The organism is Ancylobacter oerskovii, from assembly GCF_018390555.1.
Lineage (GTDB): Bacteria > Pseudomonadota > Alphaproteobacteria > Rhizobiales > Xanthobacteraceae > Ancylobacter > Ancylobacter oerskovii.
The window spans coordinates 246979-273300 of the sequence record NZ_JAHBGB010000037.1; the positions used below are offsets into that span (position 1 = coordinate 246979).

Here is a 26322-nt window from a genome sequence, read left to right on the forward strand (position 1 = left end):
GCCTGCAGCTCATCGTTCTCGGCTCCGCCGCCGGCGGCGGCTATCCGCAATGGAATTGCCGCTGCGCGGTCTGCGCGCTCGCCTGGCAGGGCGACCCGCGGGTGAAGCGGCGGACCCAGAGCTCCATCGCGGTCAGCGTCGACGGCGAGCACTGGGCGCTTATCAACTGCGCGCCGGAAATCCTGTCGCAGATCCAGTCGCGCCCGGCGCTGCAGCCGCAGCAAGGCCGCCGCCATACGCCGGTGGCGTCCATATTGCTCACCAATGCCGACATCGACCATGTCGCCGGTTTGCTGAGCCTGCGCGAAGGCCAGGCGTTCACCCTGAAGGCAACGCCGGCCATCCACGAGGTGCTGCGCGCCAACCCGGTCTTCGACGTGCTCGCCGAGGGCGTGGTCGAACGGCAACCGGTGCGGCTGGACACCCCGTTCGAGCTGGTGGCCGGTGTGACGGCGGAGATTTTCGCCGTGCCCGGCAAGATCGCCCTCTATCTGGAAGCCGGGGAAATCGCCGCCCGCGGCGAGGTCGCGACCGCGCTGGAAGGCGAGCAGACGGTCGGCGTCGAGATTCGTGACGGAATCTCGCGCCTCCTGTTCATTCCCGGCTGCGCGCGCATGACCGAGCCGCTGGCCGCGCGCATCGCCGGCGCCGACGCGGTGCTGTTCGACGGCACGGTGTGGCAGGACGACGAGATGATCTGCGCCGGGGTCGGCAGCAAGACCGGCGCCCGCATGGGCCACATGGCGATGTCCGGCCCGGCGGGCTCGATCGCCGCCTTTGCCGGCCTCGATGTCGGCCGCAAGATCTATGTGCACATCAACAACACCAATCCGGTGCTGATCGACGGCTCGCCCGAACGCCTCGCCGCCGAGGCCGCGGGATGGGAAATCGCCGAGGACGGCATGGAGATCGCGCCCAGGGGGACGCCCGCCGGCGCGCCGATGGAGATCGCCTCATGACGACGCTGCTCTCGCCGGAGGAACTGGAGGCGCGGCTGCGCGATGTCGGCCGGCGCCGCTATCACAGCCTGCACCCGTTCCACAAGCTGCTGCACGGCGGCGAGCTGAATTTCGGCCAGGTGCAGGCCTGGGCGCTCAACCGCTACTACTACCAGGCGATGATCCCGGTGAAGGATTCCTCGATCCTGGCGCGGATCGAGAGCCCGGAATTGCGGCGCGTCTGGCGCCAGCGCATCATCGACCATGACGGCGACCGGGAAGGCGAGGGCGGCATCGCCCGCTGGCTCAAGCTGACCGACGGCCTCGGCCTCGACCGGGACTACGTCACCTCGCTCGCGGGCCTGCTGCCGGCCACCCGCTTCGCGGTCGAGGCCTATGTGCATTTCGTGCGCGACAAGACGCTGCTGGAAGCCATCGCCTCCTCGCTCACGGAGATGTTCTCGCCGGGCATCATCGGCGAGCGTGTGGCGGGCATGCTGAAGAACTATGATTTCGTCTCCAAGGAGACGCTCGCCTATTTCGACAAGCGCCTCACCGAGGCGCCGCGCGATGCCGATTTCGCACTGGATTACGTCAAGCGCCACGCCCGCACCCCGGAGCAGCAGCAGCAGGCGATCCGGGCGCTGGAATTCAAATGCGACGTGCTGTGGGTGCAGCTCGATGCGCTCTATTTCGCTTATGTCGATCCGGCCATGCCCTATCCCGGCGCCTTCGTGCCGGCGGGCGTGCGGATCGCGCAGGAGGCCTGAATGACCACTGAGGCCGCGAGCGCCCGCCTTCCCGCCGCCGGCGTTCCCCGGCTCGCGCGCGGGGTGCGGCTGCGCCATGACGAGGCGCGCGGCCAGTGGGTGCTGCTGGCGCCCGAGCGGGTGCTGCAGCCCGATCCGGTGGCGGTGGAGATCCTGAAGCGGGTCGACGGCGAGCGCTCGATCGACGCCATCATCGACGACCTGATCCTCGCCTTCTCGGTGGAACGCGGGCGCGTCGCCGCCGATGTCGACGCCTTCCTCGCCGGCCTCGTCGAGAAGGGCATGGTGGAGGTGGCGTCATGAACGTCGTTCCGCGTTCCGAACCGATCGCCGCGCCCGTCGCGGTGCCGCTGCCGGTGCCCTACGGCATGCTGGCGGAGCTGACGCATCGCTGCCCGCTGATGTGTCCCTACTGTTCCAACCCGGTGGAGCTCGACCGCCGCAATGCCGAGCTCGATACCGAGAGCTGGCTGCGCGTCTTCGGAGAGGCGGCCCGGCTCGGCGTGCTGCAGGTGCACCTGTCCGGCGGCGAACCGACGGCGCGGCGCGATCTCGAGGAGATGATCCGCCACTGCGTGAAGGTGGGGCTCTACACCAACCTGATCACCGCCGGCGTCGGCGTCACGCCCGAGCGGTTGCAAGCGATCTCGGAGGCCGGTGTCGACCACATCCAGCTCTCCTTCCAGGGCGCGACGGCGGAGGTGACCGACCATGTGTCGAACTTCAGGGGCGCGCATGAGAGGAAGCTGGCGGTGGCGCGCGAGGTGCGCCGGCTCGGCATTCCCCTGACCATCAATTCGGTGGTGCACCGCGCCAATATCCACCAAATCCCGGACTTCCTCGAACTGGCGCTGAGCCTCGGCGCCAAGCGCATCGAGATCGCCCATGCGCAATATTACGGCTGGGCGTTGCGCAACCGCGGCGCGCTGATGCCGACGCGCGAGCAGGTGTTCGAGGCGCTCGACGTGGTGGAGGAAGCGCGCGAGCGGCTGAAGGGCGTGCTCACCATCGACGCCGTGGTGCCGGACTATTACGCCAAATACCCCAAGGCCTGCATGAACGGATGGGGCCGGCAGTCGCTGAACGTCACCCCGTCCGGCAAGGTGCTGCCCTGCCACGCCGCCGAGACCATCCCGAATCTCGACTTCTGGAACGTGCGCGAGCATTCGCTGGCCGAGATCTGGCAGGCCTCGCCGGCCTTCAATGCCTTTCGCGGCACCGACTGGATGCCGGAGCTCTGCCGCTCCTGCGAGCGCAAGGAGAAGGATTGGGGTGGCTGCCGCTGCCAGGCGATGGCGATCGCCGGCGATGCCGCCGCCACCGATCCCGCCTGCCACAAATCGCCGCTTCATGGCCATCTGCTGGCATTGGCGGAAGCCGATGCGGCGGCGGGCGTGACGGATTACGACTATCGCCGCTTCACGACCCCTGACCGGGCGCAGTGACGCCTTTCGGAGCCCAGCATGCGTCTGATGTCTCGCCTTCCGCTCTACCGCCACACGCTTCGTCTCGCCGTCGCGGCGGTTCTTGTCGGCGCCGTCGTGCTGCCGGCGGGGGCCGCGATCGCCCAGCCCGACCCGGTCGAGCTGTTCTTCGAGACGCCCTATCTCGCCAAGCTGCCCGATGGCAGCCAGGTGTCCTACACCTATGCCCACACCACGGCGCGGAAGGATCTCGGCGACAGCTTCGACGAGAGCATGCAACTCACCCTGGTGCCGGCGCCGGAGGATGCCGCCAAGCAGATCGCCAAGGTCGACATTCGTCGCGGCGAGGCGGAGCAGGGCGCGGGCCCGTTCCCGGCCCTGAGCAATCCGCTGACGCTGGTGCTGCTGGAGCGCGAGGCGAAGGAGATCACCGAGCTCAGCAAGGGCAGCCCCTACTATATCCGCAACCGCCTGCGCGAGGCGCTGGCCACTGCGAAGGTCGAGCCCGCCACCTTCGACTACAAGGGCAAGACGATCACCGGCTGGAAGATGATCATGACGCCCTTCGCCGAGGATCCGCACAAGCAGCAACTGGCGGAGCTCATCAACCGCCGCTACGAATTCCTGTTCTCGGACGAGGTGCCGGGCGGCCTCTATGCGGCGCGCGTCGCGACGCCGCAGGCCGATGGCAAGGCAAACCTCATCGAGACGCGCCTGACCATCGACGGCGCCGCCGCGCCCGCCACGAAGTAGGGCGCCTGCCCGCGCGGCGCGGAGCCGGGCGGGTCAATCGCTTGAACGCCGGTCAACGGCGAAGAAAGGGAGCAACGCCATGCCTCGCTTCATGCGTCATTTCTCTGCGGCTGCCATCGGCCTGTGCCTCAGCCTTGCCGGCGGTGGCGCCTTCGCCCAGGCGGTCACTCCGGGACCGGCAGCCGTGCCCGGCGCGCCGGCGGGCGGGGATCCGGCCGGCGTGCTCGTCGGCCCGGCGGGGGTGAGCCGGCCGGCGCCGACCGCCAATGTGCCGCCGGGCTTCATCAACGACTATCCCACCGTCGCGCGGGCGGACTACGTCTTCGGCTGCATGGCCGCCAACGGCCAGAGCCGGCCGGCACTGGAGAAGTGCTCCTGCTCCATCGACACCATCGCGACCATCCTGCCCTATGAGAAATATGTCGAGGCGGAGACGATCCTCAGCGTCGGCCAGGTCGCCGGCCAGCAGGCCGAGATCTTCCGCTCCACCGGCATGTTCCGCGACATGGTGGCCGATCTGCGCCGGGCGCAGGCCGAGGCCGAGGTCACCTGCTTCTACTGAGGAGCCTCGCGCAGCGGCGGGGCGTGATCGCCCTGTGCCGCGGGATGGGGAGGCCGACGAGGAGCTGTCGGGCCCGCGGCCCGGCCGCTCGGCGGCCGGGATGCCCCTCCGCAGAGAGGCTGAACCGTCCGCTCAGCCCGCCCCCGTTCAGCCCGCCGGCTGCAACGCGCCTTCGAAGGCCCGCCCGTCGGTGTCGCCGGCATCGACATGGATCTGCTGGCCGGTCGGCTCGAAGGAGAATTGCAGGTTCGGATCCTCGCTCAGCGAGATGCCGCCCTCCATGGAGAGGATGAGCGCGTCGCCCTGCTTGACCTCGATATGGTCGACATATTTGGCGGGAATGTAGAGCCGCGTGACCTGGTCCATCTGCAGGCCGGAATAGTTGGGATGCCGGATCATCAGCTGGACGCGGGCGAAGCGGCTGGCCTTGGTCGCGTCGCCCAGCTGGCCGGGCTGCACCAGCCGCAGCTTCATCTGGCCGATATTCTTGAGCGCCGCCTCTTCGTCCTTCATCGCCGGGGCGGAGCAGCCGCCCGACGCCTTGACGAAACGCTGCGTCATCTGCAGCGAGCCGTCCGAGAGTTGCGCCACCGCCCGTATATAGCTGTAGGAATTGACCCGCAGCCGGGTGGCGAGGGCGAGGTCCCGCCTGTCGCCGCCGAAGGTGAAGGTGGCGGCGACAGGGGCGGGATTCTCGTCGACGATGAGCGTGAGCTTCTGGATGGTGCGGGCATCGCCCGGCGGCAGCGTCACGGCGACCTCGACGGGCACCATGGCGGCGTCCTCCGCCCGGACGGGGGCGGAGAGCGTGACCAGCGTGCCGGCATCGAAGACCGGCCGCTCGCCGAACACGTCGGGCTTCAGCGCCTGCCAGGTGGCGCCTGCCGTTGCGTCCACCGTGGCGCCTGCCGTGGCATCGGCGCTAGCCTCCTGCGCCGCACCGGCGGCGGTGAGGGCGACAAGCAGCGTCGCGGTCATGATCGAGGTGGCGAGGATGGCCTTGGCGAGGCGCATGACAACTCTCCCTGTCCGCCCGCCGGGTCATTGGCCTGCCCGGCGGTTCGAGTGGAGATCATACGCCTGCGCGACGTGGATTGCAGGTCAAATCATCGTTCGCCGGCGCGGCCGAAGGACCCGGCCGCGCCGCGCGTCGTTCGCGTCAGGCCCGGCAGGGCTGCGGGGCGGCGCGGGTGCGGGCGAGCCACACCAGCGCCAGGCCGCCCGCCGCCAGCAGGCCGCCGGCGAGCGGCACCGCCTGATAGCCGAGGCCGAGGCTGATCACGCCGCCGCCCACCGCGGCCCCCAGCGCGTTGCCGAGATTGAAGGCGCCGATATTGATCGCCGAGGCGAGGCCGGGCGCCTCGGCGGCGGCCTGCATCACCCGCATCTGCACCGGCGGCACGATGGCGAAGGTCGCCGCACCCCAGACCAGCAGGCCGATCGCGGCACCGACAGGGGTGGTGAGCGCCAGCGGCAGCACGGCCATGATGAGGGCGAGCGCGGCGAGGAAGATCATCGTCGCACCGTCGAGGGACCAGTCGGCGAGCCGGCCGCCTAGCCCGTTGCCGAGGGTGAAGCCGACGCCGATCAGCACCAGAGCGAGGGTGACGAAGGCGTTGGAGGCGCCGGTCAGCTCCGCCAGCACCGGGGCGACATAGGTGTAGAGGGTGAACATGGCGCCGGCGCCGAGCACGGTGGTCGCCATGGCGAGCAGCACGGCGGGGCGGGTGAGCACGCCGAGCTCGCGCCGCACGTCGGGCACCTTGCCGGCCTCGCCCCTCGGCAGGGCCAGCCACAGCGCGGCGATGGCAACGAGGCCGAGCACGGCGGTGCCGGCGAAGGCCATGCGCCAGCCGATCTGCTGGCCGACCCAGGTGGCGGCCGGCACGCCGCCTATATTGGCGATGGTCAGCCCCATGAACATGGTCGCCACCGCGCTGGCCTGCTTCTCCTTCGGCACCACGCTGGCCGCGACGATGGCGCCGAGGCCGAAGAACGCGCCGTGATTGAGGCTGGTGACCAGGCGGGAGGCGAGCAGGGTGTAATAGTCCGGCGACAGCGCCGAGAGCAGGTTGCCGAGGGTGAAGATGCCCATCAGCAGCATCAGCGCGGTGCGTTTGCCGAAGCGGCTGAAGGCGAGCGTCATCACCGGCGCGCCGACCATCACGCCGATGGCATAGGCGCTCACCAGCAGCCCGGCGGTGGGGATCGACACGTCGACGCCCTCGGCGATCACCGGCAGCAGGCCCATCGGGGCGAATTCGGTGGTGCCGATGCCGAAGGCGCCGATGGCAAGGGCCAGAAGCGGCCAGCGGCTGTCGCCGGCGTCACGCGCGCCGGTCCTCGTCTGCGAAGCAATCGCGTCCATGATCCGGCTCCTTCCTAAGCGTCCCAGGCCGGCGCCAGGCCGGCCGGGCTGACCAGGCGCCCGTCGGGCCGGGCGAGCCCGCCGATCGCCGCCATGTCCGTGTCGCTGAGGACGAAGTCGAACACGGCGAAGTTCTCGGCGACCCGCTCGGGCTTCGCGGTCTTGGACAGCACGACGAAGCCCTGCTGGATGAGCCAGCGCAGCGCCACCTGCGCGGCGCTCTTGCCGTGGGTCTCGCCGATGGCGCGCAGCAGCGGATCGCGCGGCACCGCCCCGTCGGCCATCGCGAAATAGGCGGTCAGGCTGACGCCCGCCGCGGCGGCGGCCTGCGCCATCGCCCGCTGGTCGAGATAGGGGTGCATCTCGATCTGGTTGGTGACGATGGGGGCGGCGCTCCGCGCCACGGATTCGCGAAGCTGGGCGATATTCTGGTTGCTGACGCCGATATGGCGGGCATGGCCGGCGGCCTGTACCGCGTTCAGCAGGTCGATCTGGTCGGCGATCGCCACCTTGTCGCCGGGCCAGTGCAGCAGCAGCAGGTCCACCTGGTCGACCTTCAGCTTGTCGAGGCTCTCGGCCACCGAGGCGGCGAAGCGCTCGGGGCTGTAATTGTCGACCCAGACCTTGGTGGTGAGGAACAGCTGGTCGCGCCGCGCACCGGCCGCTTGCAGGGCGCGCCCGAGCGCGGCCTCGTTACCGTAGATCTGCGCGGTGTCGAAATGGGTGAAGCCGGCTTCGAGAGCGGCGGGGACGACCTGCTCGACTTCGGCATCCGACATGCGGAAGACGCCGAAGCCGAGGGCGGGGATCCGGGCGCTCCCGGCGGAAACGGTCTGCATGGCAGCCCTCCTGAATGGCTATGCGTGGGCCTCGCCTGGCCACGCGGGTGCGGGCGCGGGCGGGATGGTGTTGCATGCCGAGATAGGACAGCAGGAGCGACCTGATAATTGGTCTTTCGCCCATATCAGCTATGAAGCGAATTCACAGATCAGCGCCGAGAGTATGCGGAGCTGGCCTCAGCCCCGCCGCTCGCGCGCGCCCGACAGCGCGTCGCGGGCTGCCGCGACGATCTCGGCCGGCGACAGCGTGACCGACAGCCGGAGCGCGCGCTCATCCGCGTCCGGCGGCTCGAGGGTGGCGATCTGGCTGTCCAGCAGCGAGACGGTGGCGAAATGGCCGGGCCGGGCGCGCATGCGCTCGGCGATCACCTCGCGCGGCCCGTCGAGGAAGACGAAGCGCACGCCGTCCAGCCGCTCGCGCAGCACGTCGCGATAGGCCCGCCTCAGCGCCGAGCAGGCGATTACCACCGGGCGCTGCGGCGCGGCGCTGGCGGTGTCGCATATGGTGGCGAGCCACGGCCAGCGCATCGCGTCGGTGAGGCCGATGCCCTGCCGCATGCGCGCGACGTTCTCCGCGCTGTGCAGGCGGTCGGCCTCGATGAACAGGCCGTCGAGCGCGGCCGCGAGCCCCTCGGCAATGGCGCTCTTGCCGCAGCCGGAAACGCCCATCACCACGATGAAGTCGGGGGCCGCCATCTTCACATCCTCAACGTAGCGGTCAGGCGCCGAAGCGGAACTGCACCTTCATGGCCCGCCGGCGATCGGAGGCAAGCTCGAAGGCGGCGGCGGCCTCCTCGATCGGGAAATGGCCGGTCAGCAACGGGCGCAGATCCACCGCGCCGGTGGAGACGAGTTCGGCGGCGCGCGCGAATTCGGTGTCGAAGCGGAAGCTGCCCCTGATCTCCAGCTCCTTGGCGACGATGCTGTTCATCGGCAGCGGCAAGTCGCCGCCGAGCCCGACCAGCACGATGGTGCCGCGCGGATGCACGAGCTCGATGGCGCTCGCCAGCGCCCGGGCATTGCCGGAGCATTCCAGCGCCGCATCGACGCGGCCCTTGTCCCGCGCGAGGTCGGCGAGGGCGTCGGTGCCGCCGGAGACGTCGACGCAGCGCGTCGCGCCGAGCTGCGCGGCGATCGCCAGCGCCTCGGGGGCGATGTCGGTGGCGATGATCTCCGCCGCGCCCGCCAGCTTGACGCCGGCGATCACCAGGCAGCCTATGGGGCCGCAACCGGAGACGAGAACCGTCCTGCCCTTCAGGTCCCCGGCCTGGGCCACGGCGTGCAGCGCCACCGCGAAGGGCTCGCACAGGGCGGCGAGGCCGAGGTCGACCTCCGCTCCGACCTTGATCGCCTGGACGTCCGGTACGGTCATTTCCTCGCGGAACGCGCCCTGGACATGGGGAAAGCGCATGGCGCTGCCGTAGAAGCGCATGTCGAGGCACTGGTTGTGCAGGCCCTGGCGGCAATAGTCGCAAGTGCCGCACGGACCCGACGGGTTGACGGCCACCCGGTCGCCGACTGCCACACAGCGGACATCGGCGCCCACCGCCGCCACCGTGCCCGCCACTTCGTGGCCGAGTACCATGGGCTGCTTGAGCCGGACGGTGCCGAAGCCGCCATTGTGGAAGTAATGCAGGTCCGAGCCGCAAATGCCGCCGGCACCCATGCGCACCACCACCTCATGCGGTCCCGGCGGGGGAGCGGGCATGGGCTCGATGCGCAGGTCGTGAGGGGCGTGGATGACGATGGCGCGCATGGCGAGGGTCCTCTGGTCTTGCAAGCTCGGGGAGAAGGACGACCCGCGTCAGCGGGTCATCCAGGCCAGCGGCCACATGACGATCTGCGGGAACACCACCAGCAGGAACATCACGATCGTCTGGGCGATCAGGAACGGCAGCACGCCGCGGATCACCCCGCTCATCGGCACCTTGGCGACGCCGCACACCACGTTGAGCACGGTGCCGACCGGCGGCGTCACCAGCCCCAGCGCGTTGTTCATGATGAACAGCACACCGAAATAGACCGGATCGATGCCCGCCTGCTTGATCACCGGCATCAGCACCGGGGTGAGGATCAGCACCGTCGGGGTGAAGTCCAGCGCGGTGCCGACCACCAGCACCAGCACCATCAGCACCGCCGTCATCAGCATCGGGCTGTCCATGAACGGGGCGACCAGTTCGGCCAGCGCCTGCGGGATGTCGGCGGTGGTGATCAGCCAGGCCGAGACGCCGGCCGCCGCCACCAGGAACATGATGACCGCCGTGGTTTCCGCCGCGCGGTAGAACAGGTGGAACAGGTCGCGCAGCTTGATCTCGCGATAAACGACCACGCCGACGAACAGCGAATAGACGGCGGCGATCACCGCGGCTTCGGTGGGGGTGAAGATGCCGAATTTCAGCCCGCCGATGATGACGATCGGCAGCAGCAGCGCCCAGAAGGCGTCGCGCGTCTCGACCAGCCGCTCGCGCATGCTGCGGCGGGGCTCGGTGCGCGGGTTGTCGTGCTTGATGCACCAGCGCCAGGCGAGCATGATCGCCAGGCCCATCAGCACGCCCGGCACGATGCCGGCGATGAACAGCTTGGTGATCGACACGCCGCCGGTGACGCCGAAGATGATCAGCCCGATGGAGGGCGGGATCACCGGCGCGATGATGCCGCCGCAGGCGATCAGGCCGCAGGAGCGGTTGATGTCGTAGCCGGCATTGCGCATCAGCGGCACCAGCACCGAGGCGAGCGCCGCGGTATCGGCCACCGCCGAGCCGGACAGCGAGGCCATGATCACCGCCGCCATCACCGCGACATAGCCGAGGCCGCCGCGTATGTGCCCGACCCAGGCCATCGCCATGGTGATGATGCGCCGGGTCATGCCGCCGGCATTCATGAACTCGCCGGCCAGCATGAAGAAGGGCACAGCGAGCAGCGGGAAGGAATTGGCGCCGTCCCACATGTTCTGGATGATGATCTGCGGGTCGGTGAACCCCATGTAGAACATCATGACGAGGCCGCAGCCGATCAGCGCGAAGGCGACCGGCAGGCCGAGCGCCATCAGCGCCAGCAGCGAGCCGACAAAGACGAAGACGATCATCGCGCGGCCCCCTTGTGAGCGGTCTGGTCGGCGAGCTCGTGCTCGATCTCCTGGACCTCGCTCATTCCTTCCTCGTTGACGTCGATGAGTTCGTGCTCTTCGACCATGCCGAGGAACAGCCGGACCAGATTGGCGATGCAGATGATGGCGATGGCGATGCCGGTGACGTAGCTCACGCCATAGACCCAGAGCGTCGAAATCTGCGCGACCGGCGAGGCGTTGCCGGTGATGATCTCGTGCTGCAGCCAGGTGCCGTAGACGATGTAGTAGGCGCAGATGAGCATGATGGCCTGGCTGAGGCCCCAGCAGATCTTGCGGCCGACCAGCGGCAGCGCCCGCACCACCATGTCGACGCCGAGATGCGCGCGCCGGTGCAGCCCGACGATGGCGCCGAGGAAGGTCAGCCAGATGAAGGCGAAGCGCGGCATTTCCTCGGACAGATCGATGCCGCTGTTGAAGAACAGCCTGAGCATCACATTGCCGAACACCATGATCAGCATGACGACCATGCACAGGACCATGACGATTTCGAGCAGCCGGTAGAACAAGGCGACCGCCGATTTCAGCAGCAGGTTCATCGGAACACCTCGGGGGCTGGGTACGGTTCCGGCCGCGATACGCGCCGGCGCGGGGCGAGCGCCATGCCCTCGGCACCGCGCCGCCGCTCATGGGATCGGGAAAGGGACTGCGACGGGCGCCCGGCCGGGACGCCCGTCGCGGCACCGTCAGTTGCCGCCGCGCACCTTGGCGATCTCGGCATAGAAGCCGTCGACGAACTCGTCGCCGATCTGGCCCTTGAACTTGGCGACCACCGGCTTCACCTGCTCCTGGATGCGGGCCAGTTGGTCGGCGGGCACCTCGTCGACCTCGACGCCGGCTTCCTTGAACTTGCCGATGACCTCGCGGTCACCCGCGTCGAGCAGCTGGCGCTGCAGCAGGCCCGCCTCGACCGCCGCCTTGCGGATGCCGTCCTGGTCGGCCGGGGTCAGCTTGTCCCAGAACTTCTTCGAGGCCACCAGCGCCACCGGCGTATAGACGTGGTTGGTCAGCGAGATGTACTTCTGCACTTCCTGCATCTTGTTGGCGTACATGTGCAGCAGCGGGTTCTCCTGGCCGTCGATGGCCTTCACCTCCAGCGCCGGGAACACCTCGGAGAACGGCATCGGCGTCGCGTTGGCGCCGATGGTCTTCCAGGTGTCGAGCGCGACGGGGTTGGCCATCACGCGCAGCTTGAGCCCGGAGATGTCGTCGAGCTTGGTCACCGGATGCCGGCTGTTCGACAGGTTGCGGAAGCCCATGCCGCTCCAGGTGAGGCCGACGAGGCCGGTCGGCTCGATCTTCTCGAAGATCTTCTTGGAGGACGGGCCGTCGAGGACCGCATAGACCTCCTTGGTGTTCTGGAACATGAAGGGCAGGTCCCATACCTGCACTTCCTTCACGCGGGTCGACAGCGGCGCCAGCGTGCCGATGTAGAATTCCTGCGTGCCGGCCTGCACCGCCTGCAGCTGCTTCTCGTCCGAGCCGAGCAGGGCGCCGTGATAGGTCTGCACCTTCACATTGCCGTTGGTGTAGGTGCCGACCAGCTCGGCGAACTTGGTCATCGCCGCCGCCTGCGGATGCGAATCCGGCATGGCGTGGCCGACCTTGGCCTTGATCTCGGCCGAGGCGGGACCGGCGGCAAACAACGCGGCGGCCGCCAGCAGGGCGACATGGGCGACGCGCATTCCAAGAGCGAGTTTCATAGGGTTTCTCCTTGGGAAGACTGGTGTTTCTTCTTGGTGTCCCGCGGCGGACGCCGCGGGGGGATCACAGGACGGCCAGCATGCCTCCGTCGACATAGATGATCTGGCCGTTCACATAGTCGGAGGCGGAGGAGGCGAGGAACACCGCCGCGCCGACGAGTTCGTCCGGCCGCCCCCAGCGCCGCGTGGGCGTGCGCCCCTTCACGAAGCTGTCGAACTTGGGATCGTTCATCAGCGCCTCGTTCATGTCGGTGGCCATGTAGCCGGGCCCGATGGCATTGGACTGGATGCCATGCTCGGCCCATTCGGAGGCCATGCTGCGGGTGAGCAGTTTGATCCCTCCCTTGGCCGCCGTATAGGGCGCCACCGTCGGACGGGCGACTTCGCTCATCAGCGAGCCGATATTGATGATCTTGCCGCCGGTGCCGCGGGCGATCATGCGCCGGGCGGCCTCGCGGCCGATCAGGAAGGCGCTGGTGAGGTTGGTGTCCACCACGCGCCGCCAGTCGGCCGGGTCGAGCTCCAGCATCGGCTTGCGGAACTGGATGCCGGCATTGTTCACGAGGATGTCGACCGTGCGCCCCTCGGCGTCGAGCGCGGCGAACGCCGCCAGCACCGCGGCATCGTCGACGACGTTGAAGGCGAGGGGGCTGGCGTCCAGCCCTTCGGCGACCAGGGTCTCGGCGGCGGCCGCGGTGCGCCCGGCATCGGTGCCGTTGAGGATGATGCGCGCGCCGGCCTTGCCGAGCCCGCGCGCAATGGCGAAGCCGAGGCCGCGGGCGGAGCCGGTGACGAGGGCAGTCTTGCCGGCGAGGGAGAAGAGTTCGAGCGACATGGTGATTTCCCTCAGAGGGCGCTGCGGCGGATGGTGAGATCGTCGCGCTCGAAGACCTCGGGCTTGAGCTCGAGGCCGAGGCCGGGGCCTTCCATCGGATAGGCGTAGCCGTTCTCGATGCGCGGCATGGCGGTGACGAGCTCGTTGTACCAGCCGCGATAGAAGGCCCGCACCGATTCCTGGATCAGCGTGTTGGGCTGGCTGAACGAGCAATGGATCGCCGCGACGAAGGCGACCGGGCCGGTGCAGTCATGCGGCGCGAAGGGGCGGTGATAGGTGTCGGCCTGGGCGGCGATCTTGCGGCCTTCCGTGAGGCCGCCGGTCCAGCACAGGTCGACCATCACCACGCCGGCGGCGTCGACATTGAGGAAGTCCTGATAGGCGAAGCGCGAGCCCAGCGTCTCGCTGGCGCAGACCCACACATCGGTGGAGCGGGCATATTCCGCCAGCGCCTGCGGCGAGTTCATGCGGATCGGGTCCTCGTACCAGGTCGGCGCGTAGGGCTCGAGCGCACGGGCGATCTTCTTGGCGGTCGGCAGGTTCCACAGCGAGTGGAACTCCACCATGATCTCCATCTTGTCGCCCACCGCCTTGCGGATCTTCTCGAAAGGCTGGATGGCCGCCTTCATCTGCTCGGCGCTGATGTGGTTGCCGCCGGTCTCGATGGCCGCGGGATCGAACGGCCAGATCTTCATGGCGGTGATGCCCTCGTCGAGCAGGCTCATCGCCAGCTCGTCGGCACGGTTCATGAAGGCGTCGAGGTCCTCGTAGGGGCCCTCGCTCTCGCCGATGCCCCAGGTCGAGACCGGCTTGATGCTCATCGAGCGGACATATTTGTAGCCGGCGCAGGTGTTGTAGAGCCTCAGCTTGTCATGGGCGAGGCCGCCGAGCATCTGGTGGACCGGCTGGTTGCACAGCTTGCCGAAAATGTCCCACAGCGCGAAGTCGATGGCCGAGGCGGCGCGGTATTCCACACCGGTGGAGGCCTGCGCCAGCGGCAGGTTCACCATCTCGCGGTTCAGCGCCTCGATGCGCAGCGGGTCGCGGCCGAGCAGGCGCCCGGCCAGCGTGTCGTGGATGTGCGCCTCGACGGCGCCGGCGCCGTAGAAGGTCTCGCCCAGGCCGATGATGCCCTCGTCGGTATGGACGTGGACCCAGAGCAGATTGGCGAATTCCGCGACGCGGATGGTCTCGATGGCGGTGATTTTCATGGCGTGCACAAGGTTTCATGGCGGTGCCGCCGGCCGGGATCCGGCCGGCACGCACCTGCCGAGCTTCAATTGGGCTGGCGGAACTTGCGGATGTCGGCGTTGAACGCCTCGACGAAGTCGCGGCCGATCGTGTCGGTGTTCTTGTCGAGCACCGGCTGGATGGCGACGCGGATCTTGTCGAGCTCGGCCGGCGGCATTTCGGTCATCTGCATGCCGCTGCTCTTGAGCTCGTCGATGGCCTGCCCCGCCTGACGCAGCTCGGCGGCGCGCTGGAAGGTGCGGGTCTCCTCGGCGGCCTTCTCGACGGCGGTGCGCTGCTCCGGCGTCAGGCTGTTCCAGAACCTGGCGGACGTGACCAGCACCACCGGCGTGTACACATGGTTGGTGATGGTGAGGTACTTCTGCACCTCGTACATCTTGTTGGCGTACATATCGACGACGGGATGCTCATAGCCGTCGAGCGCGCCGGTCTCCAGCGCGGTGTAGACCTCGGTGAAGGCCATCGGCACCGCGTTCATACCCATGGCGTTGAAGCTCGCCAGCGCCATCGGGCTCTGCATCACCCGCACCTTGAGGCCCTTCATGTCGGCGAGGGCGTTCAGCGGGCGGCGGCTGTTCGACATGTTGCGAAATGCGCCGCCCGACCAGACGAGGCCGTGCAGGTTCAGCGGCGCGAGGTCGTCGAGAAGCTGGCGGCCCATCGGGCCGTCCAGCACCGCGGCGGCTTCCGCATCGGTGGCGAACAGGAACGGGAAGTCGAAGATCTGCAGCTTCTTCTGGCGGGCGGCGAGCGGCGACAGCGCCCCCATGTAGAAATCGATCGTGCCCGACTGGGCGGCGATCAGCATCTTCTCTTCCGAGCCCAGCACGGCATTGCCGAACACCGCGACCTTGATCTTGCCGTCGGTGCGCTTCTCCACCTCGGCGGCGAAGAATTTCATCGCCTCGGCGCGCGGATGGCTGTCGGCGAAGGAATGGCCGAGACGGGTGCTCTTCACGTCCTGGGCGTTGCCGGGGGCGGCGGCGACGGCGGAAAGCAGGGTGAAAGCGGCGAGGGCCGCAGCGAGGCTACGGCGAGAACAGTTTGCCATGGCGTTTCTCCACATGATCTTTTTGGGTTTCCTGGCCGAGCTCTTGGGCGGCTCGTTGCGCGGACGCAAAGGCGTCCGTCGCATCAGGCAGTTTGGGGGACGGGAATTTCTGGCTGCCGTCCCGGAGCACGGCGCGCAGGTCGCGCTGAGCGTCGTCGAGCAGCACGATCACCGCCCTCTCCGCGTCGGAGGGGCGGCGCTGCTCGATCGCCTCGCACACATGGCGGTGCAGCGGCAGCGAACGCACCCGGCCGCCCGGCAAGGCGGCCACGCGCTCGAAGCAGATGTGCAGCACCGTCGACATCACGCTCTGCAGCTGGGTGACGAACGGGTTCGCGCAGGCGCGGATGATGGAGTGGTGGAACGCGACATCGGCCGTCGCATAGTCGCCCTCGCCGGCGACCGCCGCCGCCATGACCTCGTAGGCGGCACGGATGGCGGCGACTTCCTCGGCGCTCGCCCGCTCCGCGGCCAGCCGGGCGGCGGCCGGCTCGACGATGCGGCGCAGTTCCATGATGTCGGTGCCGAGCGTCAGGTCGACGCCGGTGACGTCGGCGCGCCAGATCATGACTTCCGGGTCGAGCAGGCTCCAGCGGCCCTGCTCCAGCACCACGGTGCCGGTGCGGCGGCGCACCTCGACCATGCCCTTGGAGGCCAGCCCCTTGATCGCCTCGCGCAACACGATGCGGCTGACGCCGAGCTGCTCGCCCAGCACCGGCTCGGCCGGAATCACCTGTCCGGGGCGATAGACCCCGGCGCAGATGTCCTTGCCCAGGCGGGCGAGCGTGTCATGGTAGAGCGTCATGGCAAACATCATACGTATGATGTTTGAAGAGTCAAAGCCGGTTTTCCGCCTGGCACACAGCCGGGCGGCTTGCGGATCTGCCCGGACGGCATTGCAGCGGTGAGCCGGGTTCGGGCGTGCGTTTGCCGGTGCGAGTGCCTAGCTTGAGGCCTCCTTCATCAGCGTGGCGGATGTGTCGTGAAGAAGATCGGTTTCCTGTCGTTCGGGCATTGGACGCCCTCGGTTCACTCGCAGACCCGCTCGGCCGGGGACACGCTGCTGCAATCCATCGAGCTGGCGGTCGCCGCCGAGGAACTGGGTGCCGACGGCGCCTATTTCCGGGTGCACCATTTCGCGCGCCAACTGGCCTCGCCGTTCCCGCTGCTGGCGGCGGTGGGGGCGCGGACGAAGCGGATCGAGATCGGCACCGCCGTCATCGACATGCGCTACGAAAACCCGATGTACATGGCCGAGGATGCCGGCGCGGCGGACCTGATCGCCGGCGGAAGGCTGCAGCTCGGCATCAGCCGCGGCTCGCCCGAGCAGGTGATCGACGGCTGGCGCTATTTCGGCTACGCGCCGGCCGACGGGCAGAGCGACGCCGATATGGGGCGGCGCCATGCGGAAGCCTTTCTCGAGGTGCTGAAGGGCGAGGGCTTCGCCGAGCCCAACCCGCGGCCGATGTTTCCCAATCCGCCCGGCCTGCTGCGGCTGGAGCCGCATTCCGAGGGGCTGCGCGAGCGCATCTGGTGGGGCGCCAGCTCCAACGCCACCGCCATATGGGCGGCGAAGCTCGGCATGAACCTGCAAAGCTCCACCCTCAAGGACGACGAGACCGGCGAGCCCTTCCACGTGCAGCAGGCGGCGCAGATCCGCGCCTACCGGGCGGCATGGAAGGAGGCGGGCCATGCGCGCGCGCCGCGCGTCTCGGTCAGCCGCAGCATCTTCGCGCTGGTGAGCGACGAGGACCGCATCTATTTCGGTCGCTCCGGCCAGGAGGCGGATTCGATCGGCTTCATCGACGAAAAGACGCGGGCGATCTTCGGCCGCTCCTATGCCGCCGAGCCGGACGCGCTCGTCGAGCAGCTCCGTCAGGACGAGGCCATCGCCGAGGCGGACACGCTGCTGCTCACCGTGCCGAACCAGCTCGGCGTCGCCTACAACGCCCATGTCATCGAGGCGATCCTGACGCATGTGGCGCCGGCCCTCGGCTGGCGCTGAGAGCCGACGGTCCTTTTTCATAGAGGAAGGGGAAAGCTCTGCTAAGCTGGCGCTGAAGCCCGTGCGGGTCGCGGGTGGCGAAAGGTCCGTGTTTGCCATCGGGAGAGTACCGGATGCACGAACAAGACGTGGCGCCAACGGCTCGCTTGCATCCCCGGGTGCTGCTCGTCTTTCCGCGCTTCAACCCCAATTCGTTCTGGAACTTCAGGCCGGCCTACGAGATGTATGGCGCGCGCTGCGTCGCCCCGCCGCTCGGGCTGATGACGCTCGCCGCCCTGCTGCCCGCGCATTGGGACCTGCGCCTCGTCGATCGCAACGCGCAGGAGCTCGCCGACGAGGAGATCCTGTGGGCGGACCTCGTGCTCACCGGCGGCATGCTGCCGCAGCAGAACGACACCCTCGCCATCATCGGGCGCTGCCGTGGGCTCGGCCGCCCGGTCTGCCTCGGCGGGCCGGACCCGACCTCCAACCCGGCGGTCTACGAACAGGCGGACTTCCTGGTGCTGGGCGAGGCCGAGGGCATCATCGACCGCTTCGTCGAGGCCTGGGAGCAGGGCGCGCGCAGCGGCCGCTTCGATGCCGAGAAGTTCAAGGCCAATGTGGCGGAAAGCCCGATCCCGCGCTTCGACCTGATCGACTTCAAGAACTACCTCTATGTCGGCGTGCAGTTCTCGCGCGGCTGTCCGTTCACCTGCGAGTTCTGCGACATCATCGAGCTTTACGGCCGGGTGCCCCGCACCAAGACCAACGAGCAGATGCTGGCGGAGCTCGACCGTCTGGTGGAGCTGGGCTATCGCGGGCATGTCGATTTCGTCGACGACAACCTCATCGGCAACAAGAAAGCCATCAAGAAATTCCTGCCGGAGCTGACGCGCTGGCAGCAGCGCCACGGCTATCCGTTCCAGTTCTCCACCGAGGCCTCGCTCAACCTGGCTGACGATGCCGAGCTGCTGGCGATGATGACCGCGGCGAACTTCTTCGTGATCTTCACCGGCATCGAAAGTCCCGACGAGGACACGCTGGTGGCGATGCAGAAGAAGCAGAACACGCGACGGAGCATCGCCGCCAGCGTCGAGCGCATCTATGAGGCGGGCATCTATGTCACCGCCGGCTTCATCGTCGGCTTCGACACCGAGCGCGGCGACATGGCGACGCCGATGGCGGCCTGCATCGAGGACAGCCATATCCCCGTCGCCATGGTCGGCCTGCTGCACGCCTTGCCGAATACACAACTGATGCGGCGCCTGCGGCGCGAGGGGCGGCTGTTCGAGGATTACAACGTCGCGCCGGCCGAAGCGGGCGACCAGTGCACCGGCGGGCTCAACTTCGTCACGCTGCGCCCGCGCACGGAGATATTGAGGGACTATCGGCGGGTGATCGAGGAGATCTACGCGCCGAAGGCCTTCTTCGAGCGGACGCGTGTCATGACCCGCAAGCTGAAGCGGCGTTCCTTCGGCGTGCGCTCGCCGGAGATCGTCAAGGGGGAGCTGAAGCTGCTCGCCCGGGCCTGCTGGCGGATGACCTGCCAGCGCCCGGACATCGCCTGGCACTTCTGGAAGACCTTCATCCACTGCGCCCGCCACAACCCCGAGGCGCTGGAGGCGGCGATGATGAACATGGTGCTGTATCTGCACCTGTATCCGTTCTCGCGCCATGTCATCGCCGAGCTCGACGCGCGCATCGCCGACATGGAGAAGGGAGCCTGGCGCGAGCCCGGCCTCATGCCGGCGGAAGCGGAGCCGGAGCCGGCGCTCGCCTCCTTCGGCCTGCAGGCGGCCGGCGCCTGAAGCGCGGGAAGGCCGCGCCGGTTATCGGCGCGGCGCCGCCGTGCTCCCCCGCAGCACCAGTTCGACCGGCAGGATGGTGTCCGCCGAGCCGTCGTCGCCGCCGATCCTGTCGAGCAGGCGCTGGGCGGCCTGGCGGCCGATCGCCTCGCGCGGCTGGCGGATGGTGGAGAGGGCAGGGGTCATGTGCGACACCAGCTCGATGTCGTCGAAGCCCATGACGGAGACGTCGCGCGGCACCACCATGCCGTTGTGCTGCACCTCGCCGATGAAGCCGCAGGCCATCTCGTCGCTGGCGAGAAACACGGCGGTCGGGCGCTCGTCGGCCGGCAGGGCCAGCCACGCCTCGCCGGCCCGGCGCCCGGAGGCGAGGGTGAAATCGCCGGGGAAAATATGCGGCGCCGGCAGGCCATGCGCCTTCAGCGCCTGTTCGGTGCCGGCCAGCCGCGCATCGGTCAGCACGTTGCCCGGCGGGCCGGCGACATGGGCGATATGCCGGTGCCCGTGCCCGATGAGGTGCTCCACCGCCAGCTGGGCGGCCTGCCGGTTGTCGATCTTGACGCGCGGGGCGGCAAAGCCGGGAATCCATTCGCAGGCCAGCACCACCGGCACCCGGCGCGCCAGCCCGTCGGCCGGCAGCGAGCCGTCGAGCACGATCAGCCCGTCCGCCCGGCTCGGCTCGGCATAGCGCAGGATGGAGGCGCGGCCTTCCGTGCGGGTGTCGGCAACGAGGAGGTTGTAGCCGGCGGGCGCCAGCACCGCGGCCATGCCGGCGAGGATCTGCGAGAAGAACGGGTTGGAGAGGTTCGGCACCAGCGCGACCACGCCGCCGGTGCGCTGATGGCGCAGATTGCGGGCGGCATGGTTGAGGCGGTAGCCGGTCTGGCGGATCGCCTCCTCGACGAGCCGGCGGGTCTCGGCATTGACGATCTGCGGGTTGGAGAGCACGCGGCTCACCGTGGCGGTGGAAACGCCGGCGAGCCGCGCCACATCCACGATCTTGGGTCGCTGGTGCTGCATTGCCTCTCCATAGACGCCGCGCGGCCGGCTCGGCAAGCCTGACGATATTCCGCAGCGGCACCCCTCTTGAAATCGATTACATAACTCCGCTACGCTGTTTGCAACCGATTACAAGAACAAGCGGTGGCTCCAAACGGGGCTGGGAGGAAACATGCGTACGATCAAGGGGCCGGGCCTGTTCCTGGCCCAGTTCATCGGTGCCGACTCGCCGTTCAACGGCTGGGAGCCGATCACGCGCTGGGCGGCCGGCTGCGGCTATGAAGGCGTGCAGGTTCCCACCAACGATTCCCGCATCCTCGATCTCGACCTCGCCGCCTCCTCGCGCGACTGGTGCGCGGAATGGGCGGGGCGCGGCGCGGCCAACGGCGTCACCGTCACCGAGCTCTCCACCCATCTGCAGGGCCAGCTGGTGGCGGTGCATCCCGCCTATGACGCGATGTTCGACGCCTTCGCCCCGGCGGCGGTGCACGGCAATCCGGCGGCGCGGCAGGAATGGGCGGTCGATCAGATGAAGAAGGCGCTCACCGCCTCGAAGCATCTGGGGCTGACGGCGATGGTCAGCTTCTCGGGTGCGCTTGCCTGGCCCTATGTCTATCCCTGGCCGCAGCGCCCGGCCGGGCTGATCGAGGAGGCGTTCGACGAATTGGCGCGCCGCTGGCGCCCGCTGCTCGACCATGCCGACGCATGCGGGATCGACATCTGCTTCGAGATCCATCCCGGCGAGGACCTGCACGACGGCGACACGTTCGAGATGTTCCTGGAGCGGGTCGGCAACCATCCCCGCGCCAAGATGCTGTACGACCCCTCGCACTACGTGTTGCAGCAGCTCGATTATCTCGACCATCTCGACATCTATGCCGAGCGGATCGGCATGTTCCACGTCAAGGACGCGGAGTTCAATCCGACCGGCCGCAAGGGCGTCTATGGCGGCTACCAGCCCTGGCTGAAGCGCGCTGGCCGCTTCCGCAGCCTCGGCGACGGGCAGGTGGATTTCGGCGCCATCTTCTCCAAGCTGGCGGCGATGGATTTCGCCGGCTGGGCGGTGGTGGAGTGGGAATGCTGCCTGAAGCATCCCGAGGACGGCGCCCGCGAGGGCGCGGCCTTCGTGAAGAGCCACATCATCCGCGTCACCGAGCGCGCCTTCGACGATTTCGCCGCCGCCGGCACCGACCGCGCCGCCAATCGCCGTCTGCTGGGGCTCGACCGATGATCGCCGGCTCCGCTTCCTCGACCCATGCTCCCATCCGCCTCGGCATGGTCGGCGGCGGCACCGGCGCCTTCATCGGCGCTGTGCACCGTATCGCCGCCCGGCTGGACGGCGAGTTCCAGCTGGTGGCCGGCGCCTTGTCCTCGACGCCGGAGAAGGCGCGCGCCTCGGCGGAAGCCCTCGGCCTCGCCCGCTCCTATGACGACTTCGCCGCCATGGCGAAGGGCGAGGCGCGCCGCAAGGACGGCATCGAGGCGGTGGCCATCGTCACGCCCAATCACATGCATGCCGCCCCGGCGATCGAATTCCTGAAGCGCGGCATCCACGTCATCTGCGACAAGCCGCTGACCGCGACTCTGGCGGAGGCCCGCAAGCTCGCGGCGGCGGCCGAGAAGTCGGGTGCGCTGTTCATCCTCACCCACAACTACACCGGCTATCCGATGGTGCGTCAGGCCCGCGCGATGGTGGGGGCGAGCGATCTCGGCCGCATCCGCCTCGTGCAGGTGGAATATGTGCAGGACTGGCTGACGCAGGCCGCCGAGAAGTCCGGCTCCAAGCAGGCGGAATGGCGCACCGACCCCGAGCGATCCGGGGCGGGCGGGGCGACCGGCGACATCGGCACCCACGCCTATAACCTCGCCTGTTTCGTCTCCGGCCTGACGCCGCAGGCGCTTGCCGCCGACCTCTCCAGCTTCGTGCCCGGCCGGCCGCTCGACGACAATGCCCATGTGCTGCTGCGTTTCCACGGCGGTGCCAAGGGCATGCTGTGGGCGAGCCAGGTGGCGCCGGGCAACGAGAACGGCCTGCGCCTGCGCGTCTATGGCGAGAAGGGCGGGCTCGACTGGGCGCAGGAGGACCCGAACCGGCTGTGGTTCACCCCCTATGGCGCGGAAAAGCGGCTGATCACCCGCAACGGCGTCGGCGCCGGGCCGGAGGCGGCCCGGATGTCGCGCATCCCGCCGGGGCACCCGGAGGGCTATCTCGAAGCCTTCGCCAACATCTATGCCGAGGCGGCGCGGGCCATCCGCGCTTTTCGCACCGGCGCCGCGCCGCCGGCCGGCACGCTCTATCCGACGCTGGCCGACGGCCTTGCCGGCATGCGCTTCGTCGATGCCTGCGTGCGCTCCTCCACGCGCAATGCCGCCTGGGTGACGCTATGACCGCCGCCACGGCGCCGGTGCTGGAACTCGTCGGGGTCCGCAAGAGCTTCGGGCCGATCGAGATCCTGCACGGCGTCGATTTCGCGCTCCACGCCGGCGAAGTGCATGCGCTGATCGGCGAGAACGGCGCCGGCAAGTCGACGATCATGAAGATCCTCGGCGGCTTCATCGCCCCCAGCGCCGGCGACATTCGGCTCGACGGCCGCCCGGCCTCCTATCGCAGCGGCGCCGAGGCGGAGGCGGCGGGCGTGGTGGTGATCCACCAGGAGTTCAACCTCGCCCCCGACCTCACCGTCAGCGAGAATATCTGGCTCGGCCGCGAGCTCGGGCGCGTGTTCCTCGATCATCGCGCCATGCGGGCCGGCACGCAGGCGCTGCTCGACGAGCTCGACAGCGCCATCTCGCCCGAGGCCCGCATCCGCGACCTGCCGGTGTCCGACCGGCAGATGGTGGAGATCGCCAAGGCCCTCTCGCGCAAGGCGCGGGTGCTGATCATGGACGAGCCCTCCGCCGTGCTCACCTCGCGCGAGGTCGAGGTGCTGTTCCGCCAGATCGAGCGGCTGAAGGCGCAGGGCGTCGCGCTGCTCTACACCTCGCACCGGCTGGAGGAAGTCACCCGCCTCGCCGACCGCGTCACCGTGCTGCGCGACGGCGCGGTGGTGCGGCGGGCGCGGCGCGGCGAGCTGACCGAGGACGGCATGGCCACCGCCATGGTCGGCCGCGACCTGCAGGACATCTACCCCGCCCGGAGGCATCACCCCGGCGAGGTGGCGCTGGAGGTGCGCGGCTTCCATGTGCCGCCGCTGGTCGAGGACGTGTCGTTCGCGCTGCGGCGCGGGGAGGTGCTGGGCATTTCCGGCCTGGTCGGCTCCGGCCGCACCGAGCTCGCCGAGGGACTGGTCGGCCTGCGTCCCGCCCATGGCGAGATCCGCCGCAACGGCGTGCCGGTGGCCATCGGCACGGTGCGCGAGGCCGCCGCCCACGGCATGGCCTACCTCACCGAGGACCGCAAGGAACGCGGCTTGCTGCTGGACAAGAACCTGCGCGAGAACCTCACCCTCTCGACGCTGCCGCGCTTCGGCACGCCGTTCCTTTCGGCGGCGCGGGAGGAGGCGGCGCTGGGCAAGGCCATCGCCGATTTCGACATCCGCGCGCCGCGCCGCGACCTGCGGGTCGGCAACCTTTCGGGCGGCAATCAGCAGAAGCTGCTGCTCGCCAAGACGCTGCTGTCCGACCCGGAGATCGTCATCATCGACGAGCCGACGCGCGGCATCGACGTCGGCACCAAGAGCCAGATCTACGCCTTCATCGACGCGCTGGCCCGCGAGGGCCGGAGCGTCATCGTCATCTCCTCCGATATGCCGGAGATCCTCGGCCTGTCCGATCGGGTGCTGGTGATGCGCCAGGGCCGCCTTGCCGGGGAGCTCGCGGGGGAACGCATCACCGAGACCGCCGTGGTGCGCCTGGTGATGGGAACCGCCGGGGACAGCTCAGGAAGCGCCGCCCATGTCTGATACCGCCATCCGCCCCGCCGCCGGCCCGCGCCTGCCCGGCCTCTCGGCGCTCGGCCCGCTGCTGGCGCTGATCCTGCTGGTGGTGCTGGGCGCCTTCCTCAACGACAATTTCCTCTCCGCCGGCAACGTCACCAACGTGCTGGCCCGCTCGGCCTTCATCGGCATGATCGCGGTGGGCATGACCTTCGTCATCACCTCCGGCGGGCTCGACCTTTCGGTCGGCTCGATGGCTGCCTTCATCGCCGGGGTGATGATCCTCGCCATGAACGCGCTGCTGCCGGCGATGGGGGTCGGCGTGCCGCTGATCCTGGCGGGCATGGTGATCGCGCTGGCGGTGGGGCTGGCGGCCGGGCTGACCAACGGCCTGTTGGTCACCCGCGCCGGCATCGAGCCCTTCATCGTCACGCTCGGCACCATGGGCATCTTCCGCTCGCTGGTGACGTGGCTGGCCGATGGCGGCACCATCAGCCTCGACTTCGCGGTGCGCCAGCTCTACCGGCCGGTCTATTATTCCGGCCTGTTCGGCGTCGCCTGGCCGATCCTCGTCTTCGCTCTCGTGGCCATCGCCGGGCAGGTGGCCATGCGCCACACCCGCTTCGGGCGCTATTGCGAGGCCATCGGCTCCAACGACAAGGTGGCGCTCTATTCGGCCGTGAATGTCGAGCGCATCCGGCTGCTCACCTATGTGCTGCTCGGCCTGCTCGTCGGCCTCGCCACCATCATGTATGTGCCGCGCCTCGGCTCGGCGTCGGGCTCGACCGGCACGCTGTGGGAGCTGGAGGCCATCGCCGCGGTGATCATCGGCGGCACCGCGCTCAAGGGCGGCTATGGCCGGGTCTGGGGCACGGTGGTCGGCGTGCTCATTCTCAGCCTCATCGACAACATCCTCAATCTCGCCGACCTGGTCTCGCCTTACCTGAATGGCGCGATCCAGGGGGTGATCATCGTGCTCGCTGTGGTGTTGCAGCGTGGAAAATCAGCCGCCTGAGAGCGGCGCAAATGGGAGGAACTCGCATGGAACGCAGGACATTTCTCACCACCGCCGTTCTGGCCGGCGCCGGCGCGGCCACGCTCGCCGGCCTCGCCACGCCCGCCGCGGCGCAGGCGAAGAAGGCGGTGATCGGCGTGTCGATCCCCTCGGCGACGCATGGCTTCATGGGCGGGCTGAACTGGCACGCGCAGGAGACCATCAAGCGGCTGAAGACCACCTATCCCAACCTCGATTTCGTGCTCGCCACCGCCGGCGCGGTCGGCAAGCAGGTCAACGACATCGAGGACATGATCGCCACGCGCAACATCGACGCGCTGGTGGTGCTGCCCTTCGAATCCGAGCCGCTGACCAGCCCGGTCAAGGCGGTGAAGGAGGCCGGCAAATGGGTGACGGTGGTGGATCGCGGCCTTGCCCAGGCCGGCATCGAAGACCTCTATGTCGCCGGCGACAACACCGCCTTCGGCCGCGTGGCGGGCGAGTATTTCAAGGCCAACCTGAAATCCGGCGCCAAGATCGTGGTGCTGCGCGGCATCCCCACCACGCTCGACAATGAGCGCGTCGACGCCTTCAAGAAGGCCATCGACGGCTCGGGCATCGAGATCCTCGATGCGCAGCACGGCAACTGGAACCGCGACAAGGCCTTCTCGGTGATGCAGGACTACCTGTCCAAGCACAAGAAGATCGACGCGGTGTGGGCGGCCGACGACGACATGGCCATCGGCGTGCTGGAGGCGATCTCCCAGGCCGGCCGGCAGAAGGAAATGTGGGTGGTCGGCGGCGCCGGCATGAAGGAGATCGTCAAGCGGATCATGGACAAGGACCCGCAGCTGCCGGTCGACGTCACCTATCCGCCGGCGCTGATTTCCACCGCGCTGGAGATCACCGCGCTGCGCTTCGTGTCGGATACGCCGGTCTATGGGCGCTTCATCATCGGCTCGACGCTGATCACGCCGGAGAACGCCGCGCAGTTCTACTTCCCCAACAGCCCGTTCTGAACAGGGCGGGCGCGGCGGCGGACCTCAT

At 68.7% G+C, this 26322-nt stretch carries 24 protein-coding genes and 1 pseudogene; 12 read left to right on the forward strand and 13 right to left on the reverse strand.

Annotated elements, in window-relative coordinates; genetic code table 11:
- Positions 1 to 2 precede the first annotated feature (2 nt).
- The 5 genes and pseudogenes from pqqB (at position 3) to KHC19_RS26015 (ending at position 4447) form a co-directional block, all read left to right on the forward strand.
- Positions 3 to 959, forward strand: coding sequence for a pyrroloquinoline quinone biosynthesis protein PqqB (gene pqqB, locus KHC19_RS17720; protein WP_213354239.1), 957 nt, complete (start codon positions 3 to 5; stop codon positions 957 to 959).
- Positions 956 to 2011, forward strand: a pseudogene (gene pqqC, locus KHC19_RS17725) (pyrroloquinoline-quinone synthase PqqC). The gene pqqB and the pseudogene pqqC overlap by 4 nt, the downstream one beginning before the upstream one ends.
- Positions 2008 to 3153 (forward strand): pyrroloquinoline quinone biosynthesis protein PqqE, encoded by a 1146-nt coding sequence (gene pqqE, locus KHC19_RS17735; RefSeq protein WP_213353844.1) that lies wholly within the window; start codon positions 2008 to 2010, stop codon positions 3151 to 3153. Before pqqC ends, pqqE begins: the two are co-directional and overlap by 4 nt.
- An 18-nt stretch (positions 3154 to 3171) precedes the next feature.
- Entirely contained in the window at positions 3172 to 3885 is a 714-nt protein-coding gene (locus KHC19_RS17740) for a hypothetical protein (protein WP_246549075.1), read from the forward strand.
- Positions 3886 to 4126: 241 nt separating this feature from the next.
- Positions 4127 to 4447 (forward strand): hypothetical protein, encoded by a 321-nt coding sequence (locus KHC19_RS26015; RefSeq protein WP_343207753.1) that lies wholly within the window; start codon positions 4127 to 4129, stop codon positions 4445 to 4447.
- 147 nt (positions 4448 to 4594) lie between these two features.
- Here the strand turns inward: KHC19_RS26015 and KHC19_RS17750 are convergent, their stop codons facing one another.
- From KHC19_RS17750 to KHC19_RS17805, 12 genes are all read right to left on the reverse strand, one after another.
- Positions 4595 to 5461 carry a quinoprotein dehydrogenase-associated SoxYZ-like carrier gene (locus tag KHC19_RS17750; RefSeq protein ID WP_213353848.1) on the reverse strand — a complete coding sequence of 289 codons (867 nt, stop codon included), beginning with the start codon at positions 5459 to 5461 and terminating at the stop codon, positions 4595 to 4597.
- 145 nt (positions 5462 to 5606) lie between these two features.
- Positions 5607 to 6815 (reverse strand): MFS transporter, encoded by a 1209-nt coding sequence (locus KHC19_RS17755; protein ID WP_213353850.1) that lies wholly within the window; start codon positions 6813 to 6815, stop codon positions 5607 to 5609.
- Positions 6816 to 6829: 14 nt separating this feature from the next.
- The gene (locus tag KHC19_RS17760) at positions 6830 to 7654 is read right to left on the reverse strand and encodes an aldo/keto reductase (RefSeq protein WP_213353852.1); all 825 of its coding nucleotides are present in this window, start codon (positions 7652 to 7654) and stop codon (positions 6830 to 6832) included.
- Between the two features lie 177 nt (positions 7655 to 7831).
- The gene (locus tag KHC19_RS17765; protein WP_213353854.1) at positions 7832 to 8350 is read right to left on the reverse strand and encodes a gluconokinase; all 519 of its coding nucleotides are present in this window, start codon (positions 8348 to 8350) and stop codon (positions 7832 to 7834) included.
- A 22-nt stretch (positions 8351 to 8372) separates the two neighbouring features.
- Positions 8373 to 9410 (reverse strand): L-idonate 5-dehydrogenase, encoded by a 1038-nt coding sequence (locus KHC19_RS17770; RefSeq protein ID WP_213353856.1) that lies wholly within the window; start codon positions 9408 to 9410, stop codon positions 8373 to 8375.
- Between the two features lie 48 nt (positions 9411 to 9458).
- Positions 9459 to 10739, reverse strand: coding sequence for a TRAP transporter large permease (locus tag KHC19_RS17775; RefSeq protein ID WP_213353858.1), 1281 nt, complete (start codon positions 10737 to 10739; stop codon positions 9459 to 9461).
- Entirely contained in the window at positions 10736 to 11317 is a 582-nt protein-coding gene (locus tag KHC19_RS17780; protein ID WP_213353860.1) for a TRAP transporter small permease, read from the reverse strand. The genes KHC19_RS17775 and KHC19_RS17780 overlap by 4 nt, the downstream gene beginning before the upstream one ends.
- Positions 11318 to 11464: 147 nt before the next feature.
- On the reverse strand, positions 11465 to 12481 hold the full coding sequence (locus tag KHC19_RS17785; protein WP_213353862.1) for a TRAP transporter substrate-binding protein: 1017 nt from the start codon (positions 12479 to 12481) through the stop codon (positions 11465 to 11467).
- Positions 12482 to 12545: 64 nt separating this feature from the next.
- Entirely contained in the window at positions 12546 to 13316 is a 771-nt protein-coding gene (locus KHC19_RS17790; protein WP_213353864.1) for an SDR family oxidoreductase, read from the reverse strand.
- A gap of 11 nt (positions 13317 to 13327) precedes the next feature.
- Positions 13328 to 14527, reverse strand: a complete 1200-nt coding sequence (locus KHC19_RS17795; RefSeq protein ID WP_213353866.1) for a mandelate racemase/muconate lactonizing enzyme family protein — start codon at positions 14525 to 14527, stop codon at positions 13328 to 13330.
- 65 nt (positions 14528 to 14592) lie between these two features.
- A complete protein-coding gene (locus KHC19_RS17800; protein WP_213353868.1) occupies positions 14593 to 15618 on the reverse strand; it encodes a DctP family TRAP transporter solute-binding subunit in 1026 nt (341 codons plus the stop codon).
- Positions 15596 to 16423 (reverse strand): FadR/GntR family transcriptional regulator, encoded by an 828-nt coding sequence (locus tag KHC19_RS17805; RefSeq protein ID WP_213353869.1) that lies wholly within the window; start codon positions 16421 to 16423, stop codon positions 15596 to 15598. The genes KHC19_RS17800 and KHC19_RS17805 overlap by 23 nt, the downstream gene beginning before the upstream one ends.
- A 177-nt stretch (positions 16424 to 16600) precedes the next feature.
- Between KHC19_RS17805 and KHC19_RS17810 the strand changes: the two genes are divergently transcribed.
- A complete protein-coding gene (locus tag KHC19_RS17810; protein ID WP_213353870.1) occupies positions 16601 to 17623 on the forward strand; it encodes an LLM class flavin-dependent oxidoreductase in 1023 nt (340 codons plus the stop codon).
- Between the two features lie 113 nt (positions 17624 to 17736).
- On the forward strand, positions 17737 to 19410 hold the full coding sequence (locus KHC19_RS17815) for a B12-binding domain-containing radical SAM protein (protein WP_213353871.1): 1674 nt from the start codon (positions 17737 to 17739) through the stop codon (positions 19408 to 19410).
- A 21-nt stretch (positions 19411 to 19431) separates the two neighbouring features.
- On the opposite strand, the gene KHC19_RS17820 is transcribed toward KHC19_RS17815, so the two are convergent.
- Positions 19432 to 20427, reverse strand: a complete 996-nt coding sequence (locus KHC19_RS17820; protein WP_213353872.1) for a LacI family DNA-binding transcriptional regulator — start codon at positions 20425 to 20427, stop codon at positions 19432 to 19434.
- Positions 20428 to 20578: 151 nt separating this feature from the next.
- On the opposite strand from KHC19_RS17820, the gene KHC19_RS17825 reads away from it, so the two are divergent.
- From KHC19_RS17825 to KHC19_RS17845, 5 genes are read left to right on the forward strand one after another with little or no spacing between them, the layout of a single operon-like run.
- The gene (locus tag KHC19_RS17825; protein ID WP_213353873.1) at positions 20579 to 21637 is read left to right on the forward strand and encodes a sugar phosphate isomerase/epimerase family protein; all 1059 of its coding nucleotides are present in this window, start codon (positions 20579 to 20581) and stop codon (positions 21635 to 21637) included.
- Positions 21634 to 22794 (forward strand): Gfo/Idh/MocA family protein, encoded by a 1161-nt coding sequence (locus KHC19_RS17830; protein ID WP_213353874.1) that lies wholly within the window; start codon positions 21634 to 21636, stop codon positions 22792 to 22794. The genes KHC19_RS17825 and KHC19_RS17830 overlap by 4 nt, the downstream gene beginning before the upstream one ends.
- A complete protein-coding gene (locus KHC19_RS17835) occupies positions 22791 to 24308 on the forward strand; it encodes a sugar ABC transporter ATP-binding protein (RefSeq protein ID WP_213353875.1) in 1518 nt (505 codons plus the stop codon). The genes KHC19_RS17830 and KHC19_RS17835 overlap by 4 nt, the downstream gene beginning before the upstream one ends.
- Entirely contained in the window at positions 24301 to 25296 is a 996-nt protein-coding gene (locus KHC19_RS17840) for an ABC transporter permease (protein WP_213353876.1), read from the forward strand. Before KHC19_RS17835 ends, KHC19_RS17840 begins: the two co-directional genes overlap by 8 nt.
- A gap of 26 nt (positions 25297 to 25322) precedes the next feature.
- Entirely contained in the window at positions 25323 to 26294 is a 972-nt protein-coding gene (locus KHC19_RS17845) for an ABC transporter substrate-binding protein (RefSeq protein ID WP_213353877.1), read from the forward strand.
- The last annotated feature ends 28 nt before the right edge of the window (positions 26295 to 26322 follow it).